Raw genomic sequence first — 17,854 nt, forward strand, 5'->3', positions numbered from 1 at the left:
GCACGGGGGGGGCGTGAGCGGTCGCAGGGTGATCGACTCGACTTCAAGGAAGTCGGGCTGTCCCGGACGCGAGAAGGCCCGACTTCCTGGAAGTCGAGTCGACCTTGACCTGTCCGGCCAACCGAGGGCTTACCCAGGCCACATTAAACCGAAAAAATCGGGTCAACCCGTGCGGGGCAGGGTTAGCCCGAGCGGCCGGACCATACGAAGCCGGACTGACCGAGCGGACCGAACCCGGCAGGCCCAACCCAGCGAAACCCACGACCGAACGAACCGAACCCGACAGGCCCAACCCAGCGAAACCCACGACCGAACGAACCGAACCCGACGGGCCCGACCGAGCGGACCGGGTAGAGCGGAACCGGACCGCGCCGGTCCAGACCGAGCGGGGCCGGACCGAACAGGGCCGCACCCGACGAGCGAGCCAGACCCGATCGAGCGAGGGCTGGACCTGGTTTGACCGGGTCCAGCCCTCGCGCGGCAGACCCACCGATTGAGCATGGAGTGCCCGACCACGGAGAAGGTGCTCCTGCCCAGCGAGTCGAGCACCGAGATGATCAACTCGACTTCAAGGATGTCGGGCCATCCCCACGCCCAGATACCCCGACTTACAGGAAGTCGAGTTGATCACCCGAGCGCCGACCGAAGCAGGCCCGACCGAGACAGACCCGGGACAGGCAGGGCCGCGACAGACACGCCCGAGACAAGGCCGGGACAGACACGCCCGGGACGGGGCGGGGCCGGGACAGGCCGGGCCGGGACAGGCCGGGCCGGGACAGGCCGGGCCGGGACAGGCGGGAGCATGTCGGGAAAAGGCGACGGGCGCCGCTCCCGGGTGGTCCGGGGGCGGCGCCCGTCGTGGGTGCCGTGGATCGAGCGGTCAGGCCCGGTCGATGTTGCTGGCGGTGTCCTCGGTGTAGCGGGCCCCGCCGTCCGACTCGCTGGTCAGCGGCTTGGCACCGCCCTCCGGCGGCCCGGCCAGGCTCTGGCCACCGGCGGCCAGCTCGGGGAACTTCATGTCGAACGCGGGCCGCTCGGAGCGGATCCGCGGCATCCGGTCGAAGTTCCGCAGCGGCGGCGGGGAGCTGGTCGCCCACTCCAGCGAGTTGCCGTGACCCCACGGGTCGTTGACCTCGACGACCGGGCCGGTCCGGTACGACTTCCAGCAGTTGTAGATGAACGGGAGCGTCGAGATACCGGTGATGAAGGCGCCGATCGTGGAGACCATGTTCAGCGTGGTGAAGCCGTCGTCGGGCTGGTAGTCGGCGTACCGGCGGGGGAAGCCCTCGGCACCCAGCCAGTGCTGCACCAGGAACGTGGTGTGGAAGCCGATCATGGTGAGCCAGAAGTGCACCTTGCCGAGCCGCTCGTCGAGCATCCGGCCGAACATCTTCGGGAACCAGAAGTAGATGCCGGCGAAGACCGCGAACACGATGGTGCCGAAGAGCACGTAGTGGAAGTGCGCCACCACGAAGTACGAGTCGGAGACGTGGAAGTCCAGCGGCGGGCTGGCCAGCAGCACACCGGTGAGACCACCGAAGAGGAAGGTCACCAGGAAGCCGACCGACCAGAGCATCGGCGTCTCGAAGCTCACCTGGCCGCGCCACATGGTGCCGATCCAGTTGAAGAACTTCATACCGGTGGGCACCGCGATCAGGAAGCTCAGGAAGCTGAAGAACGGCAGCAGCACCTGACCGGTGGCGAACATGTGGTGCGCCCACACGCTCATCGACAGCGCGGCGATGGCGAGGGTCGCGGCCACCAGGCCCTTGTAGCCGAAGATCGGCTTGCGGGAGAAGACCGGGATGATCTCGCTGATGATGCCGAAGAACGGCAGCGCGACGATGTACACCTCGGGGTGGCCGAAGAACCAGAAGAGGTGTTGCCACAGCATCGGCCCGCCGGTCGCGGGGTCGAACACGTGGGCGCCCATCAGCCGGTCCGCGGAGAGCGCGAAGAGCGCGGCGGCGAGCAGCGGGAAGACCAGGATCACCAGGAGGCTGGTGACCAGGATGTTCCACGTGAAGATCGGCATCCGGAACATGGTCATGCCGGGCGCCCGCAGGGTCAGCACCGTGGTGATCATGTTGACCGCGCCGAGGATGGTGCCCAGGCCGGAGATGGCCAGACCCATGATCCACATGTTGGCGCCGACGCCCGGGGAGTGCTCGACACTGCTCAGCGGGGCGTACGCGAACCAACCGAAGTCGGCGGCACCACCCGGGGTGATGAAGCCGGCGGTCGCCATCGTGCCGCCGAAGGCGTACAGCCAGTAGGCGAAGCTGTTCAGCCGCGGGAAGGAGACATCGGGCGCGCCGATCTGGATCGGCACGATGTAGTTGGCGAAGGCGAACACGATCGGCGTCGCGAAGAACAACAGCATGATCGTGCCGTGCATGGTGAAGAGCTGGTTGTACTGCTCCGGCGACAGGAACTGCAGCCCCGGCCGGGCCAGCTCGGCCCGCATGATCAGGGCCATCAGGCCACCGATCATGAAGAACGCGAACGCGGTGACCATGTACATGATCCCGATCTGCTTCGCGTCCGTGGTGCGCAACAGCCGCGCGATGGCCGACCCCTTGACCGGTTCTCGGACCGGCCAGGGCCGGGTCACGACCGGCTTGGGTGCGACGGTGGTCACGAGTGGCCTCCGGTTCTCGGTTGTCCCGCTCGGCACGCGCTGAACTGGCGAGCCGTCATCCGCAAGGAGGATAGTCCCCGGCAGGTGGCAGCGCCGCGTGGGGTGGCCAGCTACGATCATCGGCCGCGCGGACGGCTCAGAGCGGACCCAACAGCAACCGGTAGTGCTCACCGAAGATCCGGCCGCCCCGGCCGCGCAGCAGAGGGTCGCGCAGCGCCGGCGGCACGTCCCGGGTCCGGTTGCGGTCGCGGGTGCGGTCGCTCACCCATCGGGTACGCGGGCGACGGCGGCTCTCGTACGCCGTCAGGGCCGCCTCGACGCTGCCGGCGGCCGTCAACGACTCGGCGAGCACGACGGCGTCCTCCAGCGCCATCGCGGCACCCTGGGAGAGCGTCGGCGCGGTGGCGTGCGCGGCGTCGCCGACCAGCAGCACCCGCCCCCGGTGCCAGCGCCCGAGCTCCACCTCGTCGGTGACGCCCACGTGCACCCACTGCACCGCGTCGAGCACCTCCGGCACCGGGCCGCCGTACGAGCCGAAGACCTCCCGCAGCCGGGCCACCGGGTCGGCCGGCTTCTCGGTGCCGGCCTCGTCGGCGTAGCAGTGCAGCCGCCCGGCGCCGATCGGCACCAGCAGGAAACCGGAGCGCTGACCGAGCAGCGCGGTCCACTCGGTGACGGCCGGGGCGTCCCGCAGCACCGTGCGGTAGACCACCTGGCCGGCGGGGCGGGGCGGGCCGCCGAGCGCCGCCAGCGTACGCACCGAGGAGCGCGGCCCGTCGGCGCCGATGACGAGGTCGTACTCGGCGCTGGTGCCGTCGACGAAGGTCACCACGACGCCGTCGGGCAGGAGGTCGAGGGTGCGTACCTCGGCGCCGTGCCGCACCGCTCCACCGGCGCCGGTGAGCAGCACCCGGTGCAGTTCCGCCCGGGGCAGCGCACGGCACTCGCCGACCCCGGCCCAGAGCGAGTCCAGGTCGACCTCGCAGAGCGGCTCGCCGGCGGCGTCCAGGAAGCGCTGCCGGTGCACGACGTGGCCGAGCCGCCGGACCGGGTCATGCAGGTCGAGCCGGCGCAGCGCCCGGGCGGCATTGCCGGGAAGGTAGAGGCCGGTCTCGTGGGACTCCCCCGGCGGCAGCCTGTCGGTGACGTCGGGGCGGAAGCCCGCCATCCGCAGCGCCCGGGCCACGGCGAGGCCGGCGATGCCCGCGCCGACGATGAGGATGCGCAGGGGGGAGCCACGCATGGTGCGGTACGCCTCCGGAGGGGTTCGGCACGCGTCGGATACAGGACACTACTCGGTGCAATCAGCGCACACCAGGGCCGATCGGTCCCGCAGGCATCCTTCTCCGCTGCTGTCGAGCAACCCGGACGACCGCCCGCCCGTCCGTCTGGCCTCTCAGCCGAGCAATCCGGCTGGAGGGAGGCCCCCGTCAGGTCGGTGACCGGTCAACCCCGTCGCGGGAATGAGCACGCGGCAGGAGGCTCAACGGCGGCACGAGCCGAACCTGACACCCTTTCGCGATGACCGGGACGCTGAGGCTCTACGCCGACTACCGCCAACTGCATCTCTTCGACGAGGCATCAGCGGCCAACCTCGAGGAGGCCTGGACCGACACGGTCGAGCACACCCAGTTCTCCGTGGTCACGGATGCCGCAGTTGTCGTCACGATGAGCAGCGCGGACGTGCTGGTGGACGTCGAGGTGCTGGACCACCCGCCGCAGAGCGACCTGGAGCGGTACGACCACGTCGTGGAAGGCAGCCTGGATGTGCCATCAGGCCGCCTCGTGGTCATGGGCTGCTCCGACTACGCGCCGGACGCCCCACGATTCGACCTGACTCCGGGATCGGTCCGGGTACGGGTCTCGAAGAGCAACCTTCAGGCCGCGAAGGACGCGGGCGAGCACTCGGACGAGGACGGGGCCACCACCGAGCGAGTCCGACTGCAGGTATGGCCGGCAGCACCGGCACAGACCGAGGTACTACGGCAGTGGCCGGCGGCGCCCGACCCTGGTTGCGCGTGACACCTCCAACACGTGCGGGGATTCACGGCGCGCCCGCCGAAGCCGCTGCGGGCCACCGTCGGGTCGGAGCGCAGCGACATCTGCGGCCGGCTTCTGCAGGGCTGGCCCGCGCCCTGGCGAGCAGGACGCGGGCCGATCCGGTCAGACCCGGGTGAGTCGTACGGCGTCGGCGATGACCAGGCCGGGGGCAGTGGTCCACCGGCTCACCGCCACCCGGTTGGCGTCGCCGGTGGGCAGGGCGAACGTGCCGAGCGTCCGCCACTGGCCACCGGTGACCCGCTGGTCGACGGTGACCGTACGGTTTCCGGTGGTGGTGGCGACGATGTACGGCGCGGCGCTGTTGTAGCCGGAGTTCGCCGGCCACCAGGCGTCGACCCGGTAGTTGCCGGCGGCCGGGACGGCGAACCGGTACCAGGCCGGGTCGCTCGCGGCGACCGGGTCGGCGTAGCGGTAGTCGGCGCCGTAGCGCTGCCCGGAGTACGAGGAGACACCCCAGTTCGCGCTCGCGGTGAATCGTCCGGCGGTCGAGTTGTCCACGATGGACGACCAGGCGGTGCCGCCGGCCATCTTCGCCGCCACGTCGGCGCGCATCACGTTCAGGTCGATGAAGGACGGGTCGATCTTGCCGGTGGTGCTCGTCTCGCGGTGGCCCCGGGCGTGGCTGGCGTCCTTGCCCAGCCGGGTGAGCACGGCGGCGGTCGCGGCGATCGAGGCGTTGTACTGCGCCGCCGTCATCTCCTGGTCGACCCCGTTGTAGTCGATCTCCCACCCGATCATCAGGGTGTTGCCGTCGCCGGCCGGGATCGGTCCGCTGCCCCGGCTGACACCGGCGTGGTTGCAGCGGCCGGCGGAGATGACGTGGAAGACCCCGTGGTAGTCGACGAGGGCCTGGCAGAGCGGGCCCGCCAGGTCGGGCCGGCCGTTGATGCAGATGTTCAACGCCGGGTGCGGGTTGGTGGCGCTGGAGGTGGAGGCGGTGTGGTGCCAGAGCACGCCGATCGGGTCGAAGCTGCCGGGACGCATCCGGTTGAGCCAGTCCCCTTCGACGACGACCTGGACGCCGGCGGATCGGAGCACGTCCACGAGCCAGGGAATGGTGGCCATCAGGCACCGCCGAGCAGGTCGGCGAGGCACTCGGGCTGCGGTGCGGCGGCCGGGGCGGGAGCCACGGCGGGGGCGGCGCTCGCCGTGCCCGGCCGGGTGACGATGGTGATGAGCGCGGCGGCCACCAGGGCCGGGACGCCGAGCAGGCTCCGGCGGCGCAGACGGAGGGTTCGGGACGTGGCCATGAGACTCCTTCAGCAGGTCCGAGCGGGCGGAGGGGGTCACGACGCATCGACGTACGTGATGGCGGCACGCTACCGCCCCCCGCACGTCGATGTCGATACCCTTCAATTTCGGCTGCCCGGCTGAAGGAAATTGGCAAGCGGTCAGGCCGCGCCGAGCGCGTCGAGGTCGCGCATCTCCTCCGCGGTGAGCGAGAAGCGGAAGACGTCGGCGTTGGCCTGGATCCGCTCCGGGGTGACGCTCTTCGGGATCACCACGATCTCGTGGTCGATGTGCCACCGGAGCACCACCTGGGCCGGCGAGACGTCGTGCGCCGCGGCGATCCGGGCCAGCACCGGATGGGAGAGGTCGCTGGTGTCGAGCGGGCTGTACCCCTCCAGCACGACGCCACGATCCCGGTGCTCGGCGTGCCGCTGCCGGTCGTACAGGAACGGACTCCACCGGATCTGGTTGACCGCCGGGCTCTCCTCGGTCGCCTGGACCAGCTCGTCGATCTGGGAGGTGCTGTAGTTGCTCACCCCGACCGCCCGGACCAGGTTCTCGTCCCGGGCGGCGAGCAGCTCCCGCCAGAGCGGGATGCTGTCCCCGGCCGAGGACGGCGGCCAGTGGATCAACCACAGGTCGACGTACTCGGTGTCGAGGGCCCGCAGACTCGCCTCCAGCGTCTCGCGCTCCCGGCCCACCCGGTCCGGCGGCAGCTTCGTCGTGATGAAGACGTCCTCCCGGCGCAGGTCGCTCTCCCGCACCGCCCGGCCTACCTCCTTTTCGTTGCCGTACACGGTGGCGGTGTCGAGGTGCCGGTAACCGGCGTCGAGCGCGGCCAGCACGGCGTCGTAACCGGCCTTTCCGGTGGCTCGCCAGGTGCCGAAGCCGAGCAGGGGCATCCGCACCTCGCCCGGCAGCAGGACGGTGGGCTGATCGTCGTGGTCCATGACGACCGTTCTACCCGTACCGGCCCCACCATGCGAGCGGAACCAGGCACCGCGCCGCCCAGCGGGGACGCCCGGATTGCCGGAGAATGCGGATGTGACGGACCGGCTTGACGAGTACCGACGCCGGAGGGATGCGGCCCGCACCCCGGAGCCGGTGCCGGAGCGGAAGCCGCGCGGCCGCCGGCGCGGCGACGACGGCACCGGCCGGTTCGTCATCCAGCAGCACCACGCGCGCAGCCTGCACTGGGACCTCCGGCTGGAGCACGACGGGGTGCTCGCGTCCTGGGCGGTGCCGCGCGGCCTGCCCCGGGACACCGGCCGTAACCACCTCGCCGTGCACACCGAGGACCACCCCATGGAGTACCTCGACTTCCACGGGGAGATCCCGGCCGGCGAGTACGGCGGCGGGAGGATGATCATCCACGACCGCGGCACCTACCGCCGGGAGAAGTGGCGCGACGACGAGGTCATCGTGGTGCTCGACGGGGAGCGGACGTCCGGGCGGTACGTCCTCTTCGCCACCGGCGGCAAAGAGGGCCGGGACTGGATGGTCCGGCGGATGGACCCGCCGCCGGAGGGCTGGACGAGCATGCCCGAGCTGGTCCGCCCGATGCACCCCACCCCTGTCGCCCGCCTCCCCCGGGACCAGGCCGAGTGGGGGTACGAGCTGCGGTGGGACGGGACCCGCGCGATGGCGTACGTGTCGGGCGGGCGGCTGCGGCTGCTCTCCGGGACCGACGAGGAGATCACCGGTGGCTACTCGTGGCTGCGCGACCTCGCCGAGACGATGGCGCCGACCGAGGCGGTGCTGGACGGTCTCCTGGTCCGCATCGACGGCGGCGGCCGGGTACGCCCCGCCCCGCCCACCTCCGGCAGCCGTGTGCCCGGCGGCGCCCAGTACCTCCTGGTCGACCTGCTCTGGCTGGAGGGCGTGACCTGCCTCGACCTGCCGTACGCCCAGCGCCGCGAGCTGCTCGACGGTCTGGCGCTCGCGGGCGCGCACTGGCAGACTCCGCCGTGGTTCCCCGGTACCGGCGCCGAGGCCCTGCGAACCAGCCGGGAGCAGGGGCTGCCCGGGGTGGTGGCGAAGCGCCTCGACTCGGGTTACGAGCCGGGGCGGCGCAGCCGGCGCTGGTTGAGCATCGACGCGAGCTGACGGCGAGGAGCGACGTGTACCTGACCCACCTGGAGTGCCCGCGCTGCGGCAAGGAGCATCCCGCGGACCGGCCGCAGAACCTCTGCGTCTGCGGCTCGCCGCTGCTGGCCCGGTACGACCTCGCCGCCGTCGCCGCGGCAGTCACCCCCGAACAGTTCCCGCTGCGCCCCGCGGACCTGTGGCGCTACCGCGAGCTGCTGCCGGTCGCCGACTCGCGGCACGTCACCAGCCTCGGCGAGGGCTGGACGCCGCTGCTCCGCGCGTCCGGTTACGGCGCCGAGATCGGCGTCGACGACCTCATGGTCAAGGACGAGGGGCTCATCCCCACCGGCTCGTTCAAGGCCCGGGGCGCGGCGGTGGGCATCAGCCGGGCCCGCGAGCTGGGCGTGCGGCGGATCGCCATGCCGACCAACGGCAACGCCGGTGCCGCCTGGGCCACGTACGCCGCCCGCGCCGGGATGGGCGCGACCATCGTGATGCCGCTCGACGCCCCGACCATCTGCCGACGCGAGTGCGTCGCCGCCGGCGCCGACCTGCGCCTGATCGACGGGCTGATCAGCGACGCCGGCCGCCGGGTGGCGCAGCTCGTCGGCGACTCCGGCGGCGCGATCTTCGACGCCGGCACGCTGCGCGAGCCGTACCGGCTCGAAGGCAAGAAGACCATGGGGTACGAGATCGTCGAGCAGCTCGGCTGGCAGGTGCCCGACGTCATCATCTATCCGACCGGCGGTGGCGTCGGGCTCATCGGCATCCACAAGGCGTTGCACGAGATGCGCGAGCTGGGCTGGATCTCCGACCGGCTGCCCCGGCTGGTGGCGGTGCAGTCCACGGGCTGCGCGCCGATCGTGCGGGCGTTCGCGGCCGGCGAGGAGCGCGCCGAGCCGTGGGCGGACGCGCACACCGTCGCGTTCGGCATCACCGTGCCGGCGCCGCTCGGCGACGAACTGATCCTGACCGCGCTCCGGGAGAGCGCCGGCACGGCGGTGGCCGTCTCCGACGAGGAGATCCTGACCGACCTGCGCGCCTTCGCCGCGCGGGAGGGGCTGCTGCTCTGCCCGGAGGGGGCGGCCTGCCTGACGGCCGCCCGGCAGCTGCGGGCCGGCGGCTGGATCCGCGCCGGCGAGCGGGTGGTGGTGCTCAACACCGGGGCGGGCCTGAAGTACCCGGAGACGGTCGACGTCTCCGACGTGCCCGTGCTGCCCTGAGGCCGGCCACGGCGGCCGGGTCGGTCAGAAGGCGCTCGGATCGGTCAGCCGCCACGCCGCGTTGATCAGCCCGATGTGCGACAACGCCTGCGGGGTGTTGCCGAGCTGCGCGCCCGTCGTCAGGTCGATCTGCTCGCTGAACAGCCCGACGTCGTTGGCGTACCCGGCCATCCGCTCGAAGAGCTCCTCGGCCCGCTGCTGCTCACCTGTCATCACCAGGCATTCGACCAGCCAGAACGAGCAGAGCAGGAAGCCGGCCGGATCGGTGTTCCAGCGCCGGATCAGGCCGTCCTCGGTGCTCAGGTCACGCTCGATGACGGCGATGGTCGCGCGCATCCGCGGCTCGCCGGCCGGCAGGAAGTGCACCACCGGCAGGAAGAGCGCCGAGGCGTCCAGCTCGGTGGAGCCGAACGCGCCGGTGAACGCGCCGATCCGGTCGTTCCAGCCGTCGCGGAGCACGGTCTCGCGGATCTCGTCGCGGATCGCGGCCCAGCGCCGCGGATCGGCCCGGTCGCCGAGCCGGTCGGCCAGCTTCACCGCCCGGTCCAGGGCGACCCAGCAGTTCACCTTCGACGACAGGTAGTGACGTTCCTCGTCGCGCGTCTCCCACATCCCCCGGTCCGGCAAATGCCAGGTGGACGCCACCTGTTCGGTCAACCCCAGCACCATCTCGCGCAGCTCCCCGTCGAACGAGTTCCCGAGGTAGTCGCGCAGCCGCCAGACCGAGGTCATGATCTCGCCCGGCACGTCGAGCTGCCGCTGGCACCAGGCATCGTTACCGATCCGGACCGGCCCGGTGCCGGCGTAGCCCACCAGGTGCGGGCAATCGTGCTCGGTGAGGTCCCGCTCCCCCTCCAGCCCGAAGACCACCGGCACCGGCTTGTCGCCGATGCGTCCGATCGAGCGGGTGACCCAGGCGAAGAGGCGGGACGCCTCGTGCGGGCAGGCCGCCACCCAGAGCGCGCGCAGGGTCATCGAGAAGTCGCGCAGCCAGGAGTAGCGGTAGTCGTAGTTGCGTTCACCGCCCAGCTGCTCGGGGAGCGAGGTCGTCGCCGCCGCCGCGATGGCGCCGCTGCGCGCGTAGGTGAGGCCGGTCAGCACGGTGGCGCTGGGGCGGACCAGCTCCGGGTACCGACCGGGGTACTGGTGCGTCTCCCGGTACGCCTCCCACGCCTGGATGGTCTCGGCGAGCGTGGTCAGCGGGTCGAGCCGGACCGGCGGCTTGCCGTAGGCCTCGCCGTACGCGAGGTCGAAGCCGACGACCTGCCCGCCGGAGACCTCGAACTCCTGGTACACCCGGTCCCGTCCGGCCTCCAGCGGCGGCCCGTTGGTCCCCAGCACCAGCACCACCGCGCCGGCGGTGGCGAGGACGCTGCCGTCCGGCTGTTCGTGCAGGTAGGGCGTGAGCAGGCCGTGTGCGGGGCGGGGCACGTAGTCCAGCGCCATCCGGACCCGGCCGCTCAGCCCTTCGACGACCCGGATCAGCACGGCCGGCGAGTCCATTCCGAGCTGGTGCGCCCGCGCCCCGATCTCGGCGGCCAGCGCGTCGGTGACCGCGACGCTTCCGTCCGGGGTGTGGTGCACGGTGCGCAGGACCAGCGTGTCGGGGTGGTACGACCGCTCGACCCGGTGCCCGGGCCCGCCCGCGCCGACGGGCGCCAGCCGGAAGTGCCCGGCCTGCGGCCCGAGCACCCGGGCGAAGATGGCGGAGCCGTCGAAGCGGTCCGGGCACCACCAGTCGATCGAGCCGTCCCGGCTCACCAGCGCGCCGGAGCGGCAGTCGGAGAGGAATCCGTAGTCGGAGATCGCCGGCTGCTCCACCCGCCCCGGGTACCCCGATCGACCGGGATCCAACGAGCCCGGCCCGGCCGCGTTCAGCTCGGCGGCTCGTCGTCGCCCGCGGCCTCCGCGGCGTCCGCCTCCTCCTTCGTCCGGTGCACCGCCTGGTCGGCGTGCTCCGGCGGCCCGTAGACCGTGTAGAGCACCAGCGGGTTGGGGCCGGTGTTGACGAAGTTGTGCTTCGTGCCCGCCGGTACGACCACCAGGTCGCCCTGCGCGACCTCCCGCTTCTCGCCGGCCACCCGGGCCTCGCCGGTGCCGCTGACGAAGGTGAGGATCTGGTCGATGCCCTCGTGCACCTCTTCGCCGATCTCCCCGCCCGGCGGGATCGTCATGATGACCAACTGGGTGTGCTGCCCGGTCCACAGCACCCGCCGGAAATCCGGGCTCTTCTCGGCGACGGTCGCGATCGTGAAATGCTCCATGGCGGGCTCCATACCCGCTCCGTCGCCGCGCCACGCCGGGACTTCCGGATGGTGGAATTTCCCACTTCACCGAGGTTTGGAGCCGTACCGCCCGGGGATTGAGGTTCCAGACCGGTGCTCAGCCGGTCGAGCCAGGTCCCCGCTGGCGTACCGCCGAACGGCTGCGACGGTGGGAGACGGCCAGAGCGCGGCGACGTTCCGACCCACCGTCGGGCGGCGCCGTGCGCTCGTCCGCACCGGCGCCGCGCAGCTGCTCCCCCGGCCGGCAGGCACAGTCGTCGGCCCGGCAGGCGCAGTCGCCCGCCGCAGGCTCAGTCGTCCTCGACGGCGACCGGCTCCCGGCCGATGCAGCGCAGCTTCAACTCGTACTCCCCGCCGGCCCCGTCGAATTTGACCTCGACGTCGTCGTCCGGTCCCCGGTCGACGTCGCGCACCCGGAAGCCCTGCGCCGGCGCCCAGGAGACCAGCCGGACGCCTCCCGGCGTGCACTCGGCCACCGCGGTGCCGCCGCCGGTGGCGAAGCTGCGCCGCGCCGACGAGCCGCTCGACGGCGACGCGGAGGGCGACGAGGTGACGGGAGCAACGGAGGGCGACGAGGTAGCGGGAGCTCCGGACGGCGGGGACGGCGGGGGGTCCGAGGCGAGCGCCCGGGCTATCTCGTCCTCGCCCCGCACCCCGCCCGGCGTCCCGGTGAGGCTCTCGCCGACCAGTCGAATCGCGCCGAGGCCGATCAGGGTGGCGAGGGCGGCGGTGGCCAACCACCCGACGACGACGAGGAGCCAACGGCGGCGCATGCCGCGAGTCTGCCCCACCGGAGGTTGGCCGTGGCGCGGCGCGACGCTAAGAGACGGTTAACGATCCGCCCCCGACGTGGCGGCAGCGGCTAGCCTGCCAGCGTGGCCCGCCTGCTGCTCATCGAGGACGACCTCGCCATCCGCACCCCGCTGATCCGGGCGCTGCGCGAACGCGGACACGCGGTGGCCGCCGCCTCGACGGCGATGACCGGGCTGCGGGACGCCCTCGAGGACCGCCCCGACCTCGTCGTGCTCGACCTCGGACTGCCCGACCTGGACGGTCGCGAACTGCTGCGGATGCTGCGCGCGGTCAGCTCGGTGCCGGTGATCGTGGCCACCGCGCGGGACGACGAGACGGAGATCGTCCGGGTGCTGGACGCGGGGGCCGACGACTACGTGGTCAAGCCGTTCACCGCCGCACAGCTCGACGCCCGCGCTCGGGCGGTGCTGCGCCGGTCGCCCGGCGGCGACGCCCCCGACCCGACGCTCGTCGTCGGTGGGCTGCGCGTCGATCCCCGGTCCCGGCAGGTCACCCTGGACGGCGCCCCCGTCGAGCTGACCCCGCGCGAGTTCGACCTGCTGCACCACCTCGCCACCCGGCCCGGGCAGGTGGTCACCAAGCGGGAACTGCTCACCGAGGTCTGGCAGATCCCGTACGGGGGTGCCGACAAGACCGTCGACGTGCACCTGTCGTGGCTGCGCCGCAAGCTGGGCGAGAGCGCCCAGGAACCGAGGTACCTGCACACCGTGCGGGGCGTCGGGGTACGACTGGAACCGCCGCAGGCCACCGGATGAGGCTCCGGCTGGCGCTCATGGTCGCCGCGGTCAGCGTCCTCATCCTTGTCGCGTTCCTGGTGCCGCTGGCACTGCTGGTGCGCACCGTCGCCGAGGACCGGGCGACCGTCCGGGCCACCGCCGACGCGCAGAGCCTGGTCCCGGTGGTGGGCACCGCCGACACTGCCACCATCCGGCTGACCGTCGAGCAGTTGGCCGCCGACTCCGGCCGCCCGGTGAGCGTGTACCTGCCCGACGGCAGCGTGCTCGGCACGCCGGTGCCGCGCACGCCGGCGGTCGCGCTGGCCGCCCGCGGCCAGAGCCTGACCGGGGAGTCCGACTCCGGCCGGGAGATCGTGATCGCCGTGCAGGGCCGGGCGGACGGCACCGGGGTGATCCGGGTCGCGGTGCCGCGCGGCGAGCTGACCGACGGGGTGACCCGCGCCTGGCTCGTGCTCGCCCTGCTGGGGCTGCTCCTGGTGCTCATCGGGCTGCTGGTCGCGGACCGGCTGGCCCGTACCCTCGTCCGGCCGATCGGGGACCTCTCGGCGGTCTCGCACCGCCTCGCCAACGCCGAACTCGACGCCCGGGTCACCCCGTCCGGGCCACCGGAGTTGCGGGAGGTGGCCGGCGCGCTCAACCACCTGGCCGGACGGATCCAGGTGCTGCTGGTGCAGGAACGCGAACAGGTCGCCGACCTGTCCCACCGGCTGCGGACGCCGCTGACGGCGCTGCGGCTCGAGGCGGAGTCACTGCGGGACCCGGACGACGCGACCCGGATCACGGCCGCGGTGGACGGCCTCGAACGGGCCGTGACCGGCCTGATCCGCCAGGCCCGCTGGCGGCGCACCCCGGCGGCCGGCCCGGCCGGCTCGGACGCGGCGGCGATCGTGGGCGAGCGGGTGGCGTTCTGGTCGGTGCTCGCGGAGGACACCGGACGACCGGTGACACTCGACCTCGCGCCGGGTCCGCTGCCGGTCGGGGTGCCCGCCGACGAGCTGGCGGCTGCGGTGGACGCGCTGCTCGGCAACGTCTTCGCGCACACCCCGGACGGCACTCCGTTCCGGGTGCGACTGGCGGTCGCCGCCGGGCAGGTGGTGCTGACCGTGGCGGACGAGGGCCCGGGTCTGCCGGCCGACGCGGCCCGCCGGGGCGCGAGCGCGGCCGGCTCGACGGGGCTCGGTCTGGACATCGCCCGCCGGGCGGCGCAGTCCGCCGGCGGGCGGTTGGAGTTCGGTACGGCGCCGGGCGGCGGGGCGGAGGTGCTGCTCCGGCTCGGCCCACCGGCGCTGCGGAGCGGCGCCACCGTTCAGGGCGCCTGAGGGGGCGGGGCCGGACCCACCGTCGACGCCGCCGGCACGCCGCGGCGGCCGATCGGCACCCGCCCCCAACCGGGCCTCGCCCGACCTGGGGCTCCGGACGGCTTAACCCCGCCTTAGTCCTCGCACAGCGCCGCCCTATCCGCCCCGGACCGATCCTTCAGAGCAGGAACCGAGAGAGGTGGAGACGATGACGCGCACTTCAATGCTCCTGGCGTCGGCCGGTGGGGCGGCCGTACTCGCGGTGGCCGGGGTGGCGATCGGCGCCGCCGTGGCCGAGGAGCGGCGCGACCGGGACACCACGCTGGCCGCTGCCACCGTAGCCCCGACCGCGCCGAACGAGAGCGCCACCAGCGCCACCCCGGACGAGAGCGCCACCAGCGGTACGCCGAGCAGCACCGCCGGTACGCCGAGTGGCACCCCGTCCGCCGGCGGCACCCCGTCGGGGGCGACCGGCACGTCGGGCGCCGATCGGATCGAACCGCAACGGGCCGGGGAGATCGCGCTCGCGAGGGCCGGCGGCGGCCGGATCGAGGAGATCGAGGCCGAGCAGGAGCACGGCCGGCCGGTGTGGAGCGTCGAGATCGTGTCGGGCGACGTCGAGCACAACATCGACGTCGACCGGGAGAACGGGGCGGTGCTCCGGGCGGAGCAGGAGCAGGCCGACGACGACGATGACGACGACTGACCCGGTCCGCCGGGCGGGAACCCGCGCCGGGGCACCGTGAGGCGCCACGACGTGCGCCGCCAGGTGGGCGCACACGACACCCCGCGTGGCCGACAGGCCCGCGGGGTGTGGCGTGCCCGGCCTACTGCTTCTCGGTGAAGCCGAACTGCACGATGCCCTGATCGTCTACGGTCGCGTCGACCGAGGCGTCGCCGAGGATCGCCACGGCGTCGGAGTCGAGGAAGATCCGCGCCCCCTGGTTGTCGACCACGTGGTCGCCCTGGGTCGGCCCGGCGACCAGTTCCACGGTGAGCGAGCCCGCCGTGGCGTCGGCGGCGATCCGCACCCCGCCGTCCTCGCCGACGTCCTGTTGATTGGCGAGATCACGGATGACCAGGACGGCGTTGTCGGTCATGGTGAGCATGGTGGAACTCCTCGTGGATTCTCTCGGATCGCGGTCGAAACGGCGCAGACCGGTGATTGGCCCGCGTCCGGATGCACGTGGGAGGTGATCGGGCGACGATTCGCGTCGCCGACGGCACATGCGGCGGTCCCATAGCCGCCACCGCGTCGGGGCAGGTGAGAGCCCCGTCACCTCCTACGTTGCACGCCGTCGGGCGATCCGTCAAATAGACCCGGGTCAGTCGAGAGCGGTGGCCCGGGCGAGCAGCGCCCGGATTTCGGTCACAGCGGCGCGGCCCGCTCGGTTGGCTCCGACGGTGCTCGCCGAGGGTCCGTACCCGATCAGGTGAATCCGCTCGTCGGCGACGACCCGGGTCCCGTCCATCACGATTCCGCCGCCGGCGTCCCGCAGGCGCAGCGGGGCGAGATGGTCCAGCGCCGCCCGGAACCCGGTGCACCAGAGGATCATGTCGGCGGCGACGAAGCGGCCGTCGGCCCAGGCGACCCCGTCGGGCGTGATCCGCTCGAACATGGGTAGCCGATCGAGCACGCCCTGCTCGCGCAGCCGGCGGACCTCGGGAGTGACCGGGAGCCCGGTCACTCCGACCACGCTGCTCGGCGGCCGACCGGAGCGCACCCGGGCCTCGACGAGCGCGACCGCGGCCCGGCCGTGCTCCGGGGTGAAGTCGATGTCGCGGAAGTCGGGTGGGCGGCGGGTCACCCACGTGGTGCTCGCCGCGACCGGGGAGATCTCGCCCAGGAGCTGCACCGCCGAGGTGCCGGCGCCGACCACCACCACCCGTTGACCGGTGAACTCCGCCGGCCCCCGGTAGTCGGCCGTGTGCAGCTGCCGGCCGCGGAACTCGGCGCGACCCGGGTAATGCGGCCAGAACGGCCGGCTCCAGGTGCCCGTGGCGTTGATCAGGGCCCGGGCGATCCAGCGTCCGCGGTCGGTACGCACCTCGAGCCGCCCGTCGGGCAGCGATCGGACCGTCTCGACCCGGACCGGGCGCTCCACCGGCAGTTCGAACGTCCGCTCGTAGGCGGAGAAGTAGCCACTGACCACCTCGGAGGCCCGCCGGTCCGGCGCGGCGACGGGGAACGGCATGGCGGGCAGGTCGTGGAAGCCGTGCACCCGGTCCATCGTCAACGTGGGCCACCGGTGTCGCCAGGCCCCACCCGGGCCGTCGTCGGCGTCCAGGATCACGAAGCCGGTTCCGGGGGTGAAGCCGGTCCGGTGCAGGTGGTATCCGGCGGAGAGGCCGGCCTGCCCGGCACCGATCACCACCACGTCGACCGAGCGCGTATCCACGTACCGTGCAACCGAGAGCGCTCGGCTGCTCTGCCCTCCGCCGCCGTCGTCTCGCTCACAACCCGGGCCGACCCGCCGGGCGAACGCCACGACACCGCCGCAAGGGTGCCCATAAACTGCGCTCATGACCGATATGCGGCGCTACGTCGCCGAGTTCCTCGGCACTCTGTTGCTGGTCTTCTTCGGCGTGGGCAGCGCGGTAGCCGCCCGGGTCCAGGGCGGGGTGGTGGTGGTCGCGCTCGCCTTCGGATTCGTCATGCTGGCTCTGGTCTACACGATCGGTCCACTCTCGGGCAGCCACGTGAACCCGGCGGTCACCCTCGGGGTGCTGCTCTCCGGCAACACCTCGTTGATGGGCGCGGTCGCCTACTGGATCGCTCAGTTCGCGGGCGCCACCGTCGGCGCCTTCCTACTGTGGGTGCTCACCCGTTGGGGTGACGTGGTCGACCAGACCCAGGCGCTGGGCAGCAACGGCTACGGCGGGCACATCAACCGCTTCGGCGCCGCGCTGCTGGAGACCGTGCTGACGTTCCTGTTCGTACTGGTGGTGCTCGTGGTGACCAACCGCGCCGAGCAGACCGTTGTCGCCGGGGTCGCCATCGGGCTGACGCTCGCCCTGGCGCACCTGGTCGGCGTCGCCCTGGACGGGACGTCCGTCAACCCGGCTCGGTCCTTCGGCCCCGCCGTCTTCGAGGGCGGCGCCGCGCTGCGACAGCTGTGGGTGTTCATCGTCTTCCCGCTCCTCGGCGGCGCGCTCGCCGCAATCGTGGCACCACTGTTCGCCAAGCCGGACACACCACCGCCCGGGCCCGGGGACGCCGGAGAGCCCGGCCCTCGGACCCAACCCGCCTGACGTCCGGCGCGCGGAGCTCCCCGCCGCGCGGACCATCCCGTCTCCGCCGCCCGACTCACCGAGTGAGCCGTTCGGTAAAAACCTTCGCTGCGGAAACTTTCCCGGCGATTATCTCCATGACAACATCGACGCATGCAACGTCGTCTCCTCCCCCGGACGCTCGCACTGGTCGCGCTGGTCGCCGCCGCCGCGACCGCCGGCGCCCCCGGAGCCACCGCCGAAACCC

Annotated in this window: 17 protein-coding genes; 7 read left to right on the top strand and 10 right to left on the bottom strand. The window is 72.6% G+C overall.

Annotated elements, in window-relative coordinates; translation table 11 throughout:
- Window positions 1-880: 880 nt before the first annotated feature.
- Window positions 881-2,641, bottom strand: a complete 1,761-nt coding sequence (ctaD, locus tag E1211_RS20595; RefSeq protein WP_132350644.1) for a cytochrome c oxidase subunit I — start codon at window positions 2,639-2,641, stop codon at window positions 881-883.
- A 136-nt stretch (window positions 2,642-2,777) separates the two neighbouring features.
- Window positions 2,778-3,884 carry an FAD-dependent monooxygenase gene (locus E1211_RS20600; RefSeq protein ID WP_132350645.1) on the bottom strand — a complete coding sequence of 369 codons (1,107 nt, stop codon included), beginning with the start codon at window positions 3,882-3,884 and terminating at the stop codon, window positions 2,778-2,780.
- 278 nt (window positions 3,885-4,162) lie between these two features.
- On the opposite strand from E1211_RS20600, the gene E1211_RS20605 reads away from it, so the two are divergent.
- Entirely contained in the window at window positions 4,163-4,663 is a 501-nt protein-coding gene (locus tag E1211_RS20605; protein WP_132350646.1) for a hypothetical protein, read from the top strand.
- Between the two features lie 141 nt (window positions 4,664-4,804).
- On the opposite strand, the gene E1211_RS20610 is transcribed toward E1211_RS20605, so the two are convergent.
- The 3 genes from E1211_RS20610 to E1211_RS20620 form a co-directional block, all read right to left on the bottom strand.
- Entirely contained in the window at window positions 4,805-5,767 is a 963-nt protein-coding gene (locus E1211_RS20610) for an N-acetylmuramoyl-L-alanine amidase (RefSeq protein WP_132350647.1), read from the bottom strand.
- Window positions 5,767-5,952, bottom strand: a complete 186-nt coding sequence (locus E1211_RS20615) for a hypothetical protein (protein WP_132350648.1) — start codon at window positions 5,950-5,952, stop codon at window positions 5,767-5,769. Before E1211_RS20615 ends, E1211_RS20610 begins: the two co-directional genes overlap by 1 nt.
- A 141-nt stretch (window positions 5,953-6,093) precedes the next feature.
- A complete protein-coding gene (locus E1211_RS20620; protein ID WP_132350649.1) occupies window positions 6,094-6,882 on the bottom strand; it encodes an aldo/keto reductase in 789 nt (262 codons plus the stop codon).
- A 94-nt stretch (window positions 6,883-6,976) separates the two neighbouring features.
- Here E1211_RS20620 and E1211_RS20625 point away from each other — a divergent pair, with 94 nt between their 5' ends.
- The gene (locus E1211_RS20625; RefSeq protein WP_132350650.1) at window positions 6,977-8,038 is read left to right on the top strand and encodes a DNA polymerase ligase N-terminal domain-containing protein; all 1,062 of its coding nucleotides are present in this window, start codon (window positions 6,977-6,979) and stop codon (window positions 8,036-8,038) included.
- 14 nt (window positions 8,039-8,052) lie between these two features.
- Complete coding sequence (locus E1211_RS20630; protein WP_132350651.1) at window positions 8,053-9,243, top strand: threonine synthase; 1,191 nt, start codon at window positions 8,053-8,055, stop codon at window positions 9,241-9,243.
- Window positions 9,244-9,267: 24 nt separating this feature from the next.
- On the opposite strand, the gene E1211_RS20635 is transcribed toward E1211_RS20630, so the two are convergent.
- From E1211_RS20635 to E1211_RS20645, 3 genes are all read right to left on the bottom strand, one after another.
- Window positions 9,268-11,064 (bottom strand): glycoside hydrolase family 15 protein, encoded by a 1,797-nt coding sequence (locus E1211_RS20635; RefSeq protein WP_132350652.1) that lies wholly within the window; start codon window positions 11,062-11,064, stop codon window positions 9,268-9,270.
- 53 nt (window positions 11,065-11,117) lie between these two features.
- Entirely contained in the window at window positions 11,118-11,507 is a 390-nt protein-coding gene (locus tag E1211_RS20640; RefSeq protein WP_132350653.1) for a cupin domain-containing protein, read from the bottom strand.
- A gap of 311 nt (window positions 11,508-11,818) precedes the next feature.
- Window positions 11,819-12,301 carry a septum formation initiator gene (locus E1211_RS20645; protein WP_132350654.1) on the bottom strand — a complete coding sequence of 161 codons (483 nt, stop codon included), beginning with the start codon at window positions 12,299-12,301 and terminating at the stop codon, window positions 11,819-11,821.
- Between the two features lie 102 nt (window positions 12,302-12,403).
- Here E1211_RS20645 and E1211_RS20650 point away from each other — a divergent pair, with 102 nt between their 5' ends.
- The 3 genes from E1211_RS20650 (at window position 12,404) to E1211_RS20660 (ending at window position 15,082) form a co-directional block, all read left to right on the top strand.
- A complete protein-coding gene (locus tag E1211_RS20650) occupies window positions 12,404-13,096 on the top strand; it encodes a response regulator transcription factor (protein ID WP_132350655.1) in 693 nt (230 codons plus the stop codon).
- Window positions 13,093-14,397, top strand: a complete 1,305-nt coding sequence (locus tag E1211_RS20655) for a HAMP domain-containing sensor histidine kinase (RefSeq protein ID WP_132350656.1) — start codon at window positions 13,093-13,095, stop codon at window positions 14,395-14,397. The genes E1211_RS20650 and E1211_RS20655 overlap by 4 nt, the downstream gene beginning before the upstream one ends.
- Before the next feature lie 187 nt (window positions 14,398-14,584).
- A complete protein-coding gene (locus E1211_RS20660) occupies window positions 14,585-15,082 on the top strand; it encodes a PepSY domain-containing protein (RefSeq protein ID WP_132350657.1) in 498 nt (165 codons plus the stop codon).
- A 121-nt stretch (window positions 15,083-15,203) separates the two neighbouring features.
- Here E1211_RS20660 and E1211_RS20665 read toward each other — a convergent pair whose 3' ends face one another.
- Together E1211_RS20665 and E1211_RS20670 are read right to left on the bottom strand one after the other, a co-directional pair.
- The gene (locus E1211_RS20665; RefSeq protein ID WP_132350658.1) at window positions 15,204-15,485 is read right to left on the bottom strand and encodes an adhesin; all 282 of its coding nucleotides are present in this window, start codon (window positions 15,483-15,485) and stop codon (window positions 15,204-15,206) included.
- A 216-nt stretch (window positions 15,486-15,701) separates the two neighbouring features.
- The gene (locus E1211_RS20670; RefSeq protein WP_243709623.1) at window positions 15,702-16,775 is read right to left on the bottom strand and encodes an NAD(P)-binding domain-containing protein; all 1,074 of its coding nucleotides are present in this window, start codon (window positions 16,773-16,775) and stop codon (window positions 15,702-15,704) included.
- Between the two features lie 124 nt (window positions 16,776-16,899).
- Here E1211_RS20670 and E1211_RS20675 point away from each other — a divergent pair, with 124 nt between their 5' ends.
- Window positions 16,900-17,628 carry an MIP/aquaporin family protein gene (locus E1211_RS20675; RefSeq protein ID WP_132350660.1) on the top strand — a complete coding sequence of 243 codons (729 nt, stop codon included), beginning with the start codon at window positions 16,900-16,902 and terminating at the stop codon, window positions 17,626-17,628.
- Window positions 17,629-17,854: the final 226 nt, after the last annotated feature.

Source organism: Micromonospora sp. 15K316, assembly GCF_004348525.1.
GTDB lineage: Bacteria > Actinomycetota > Actinomycetes > Mycobacteriales > Micromonosporaceae > Micromonospora.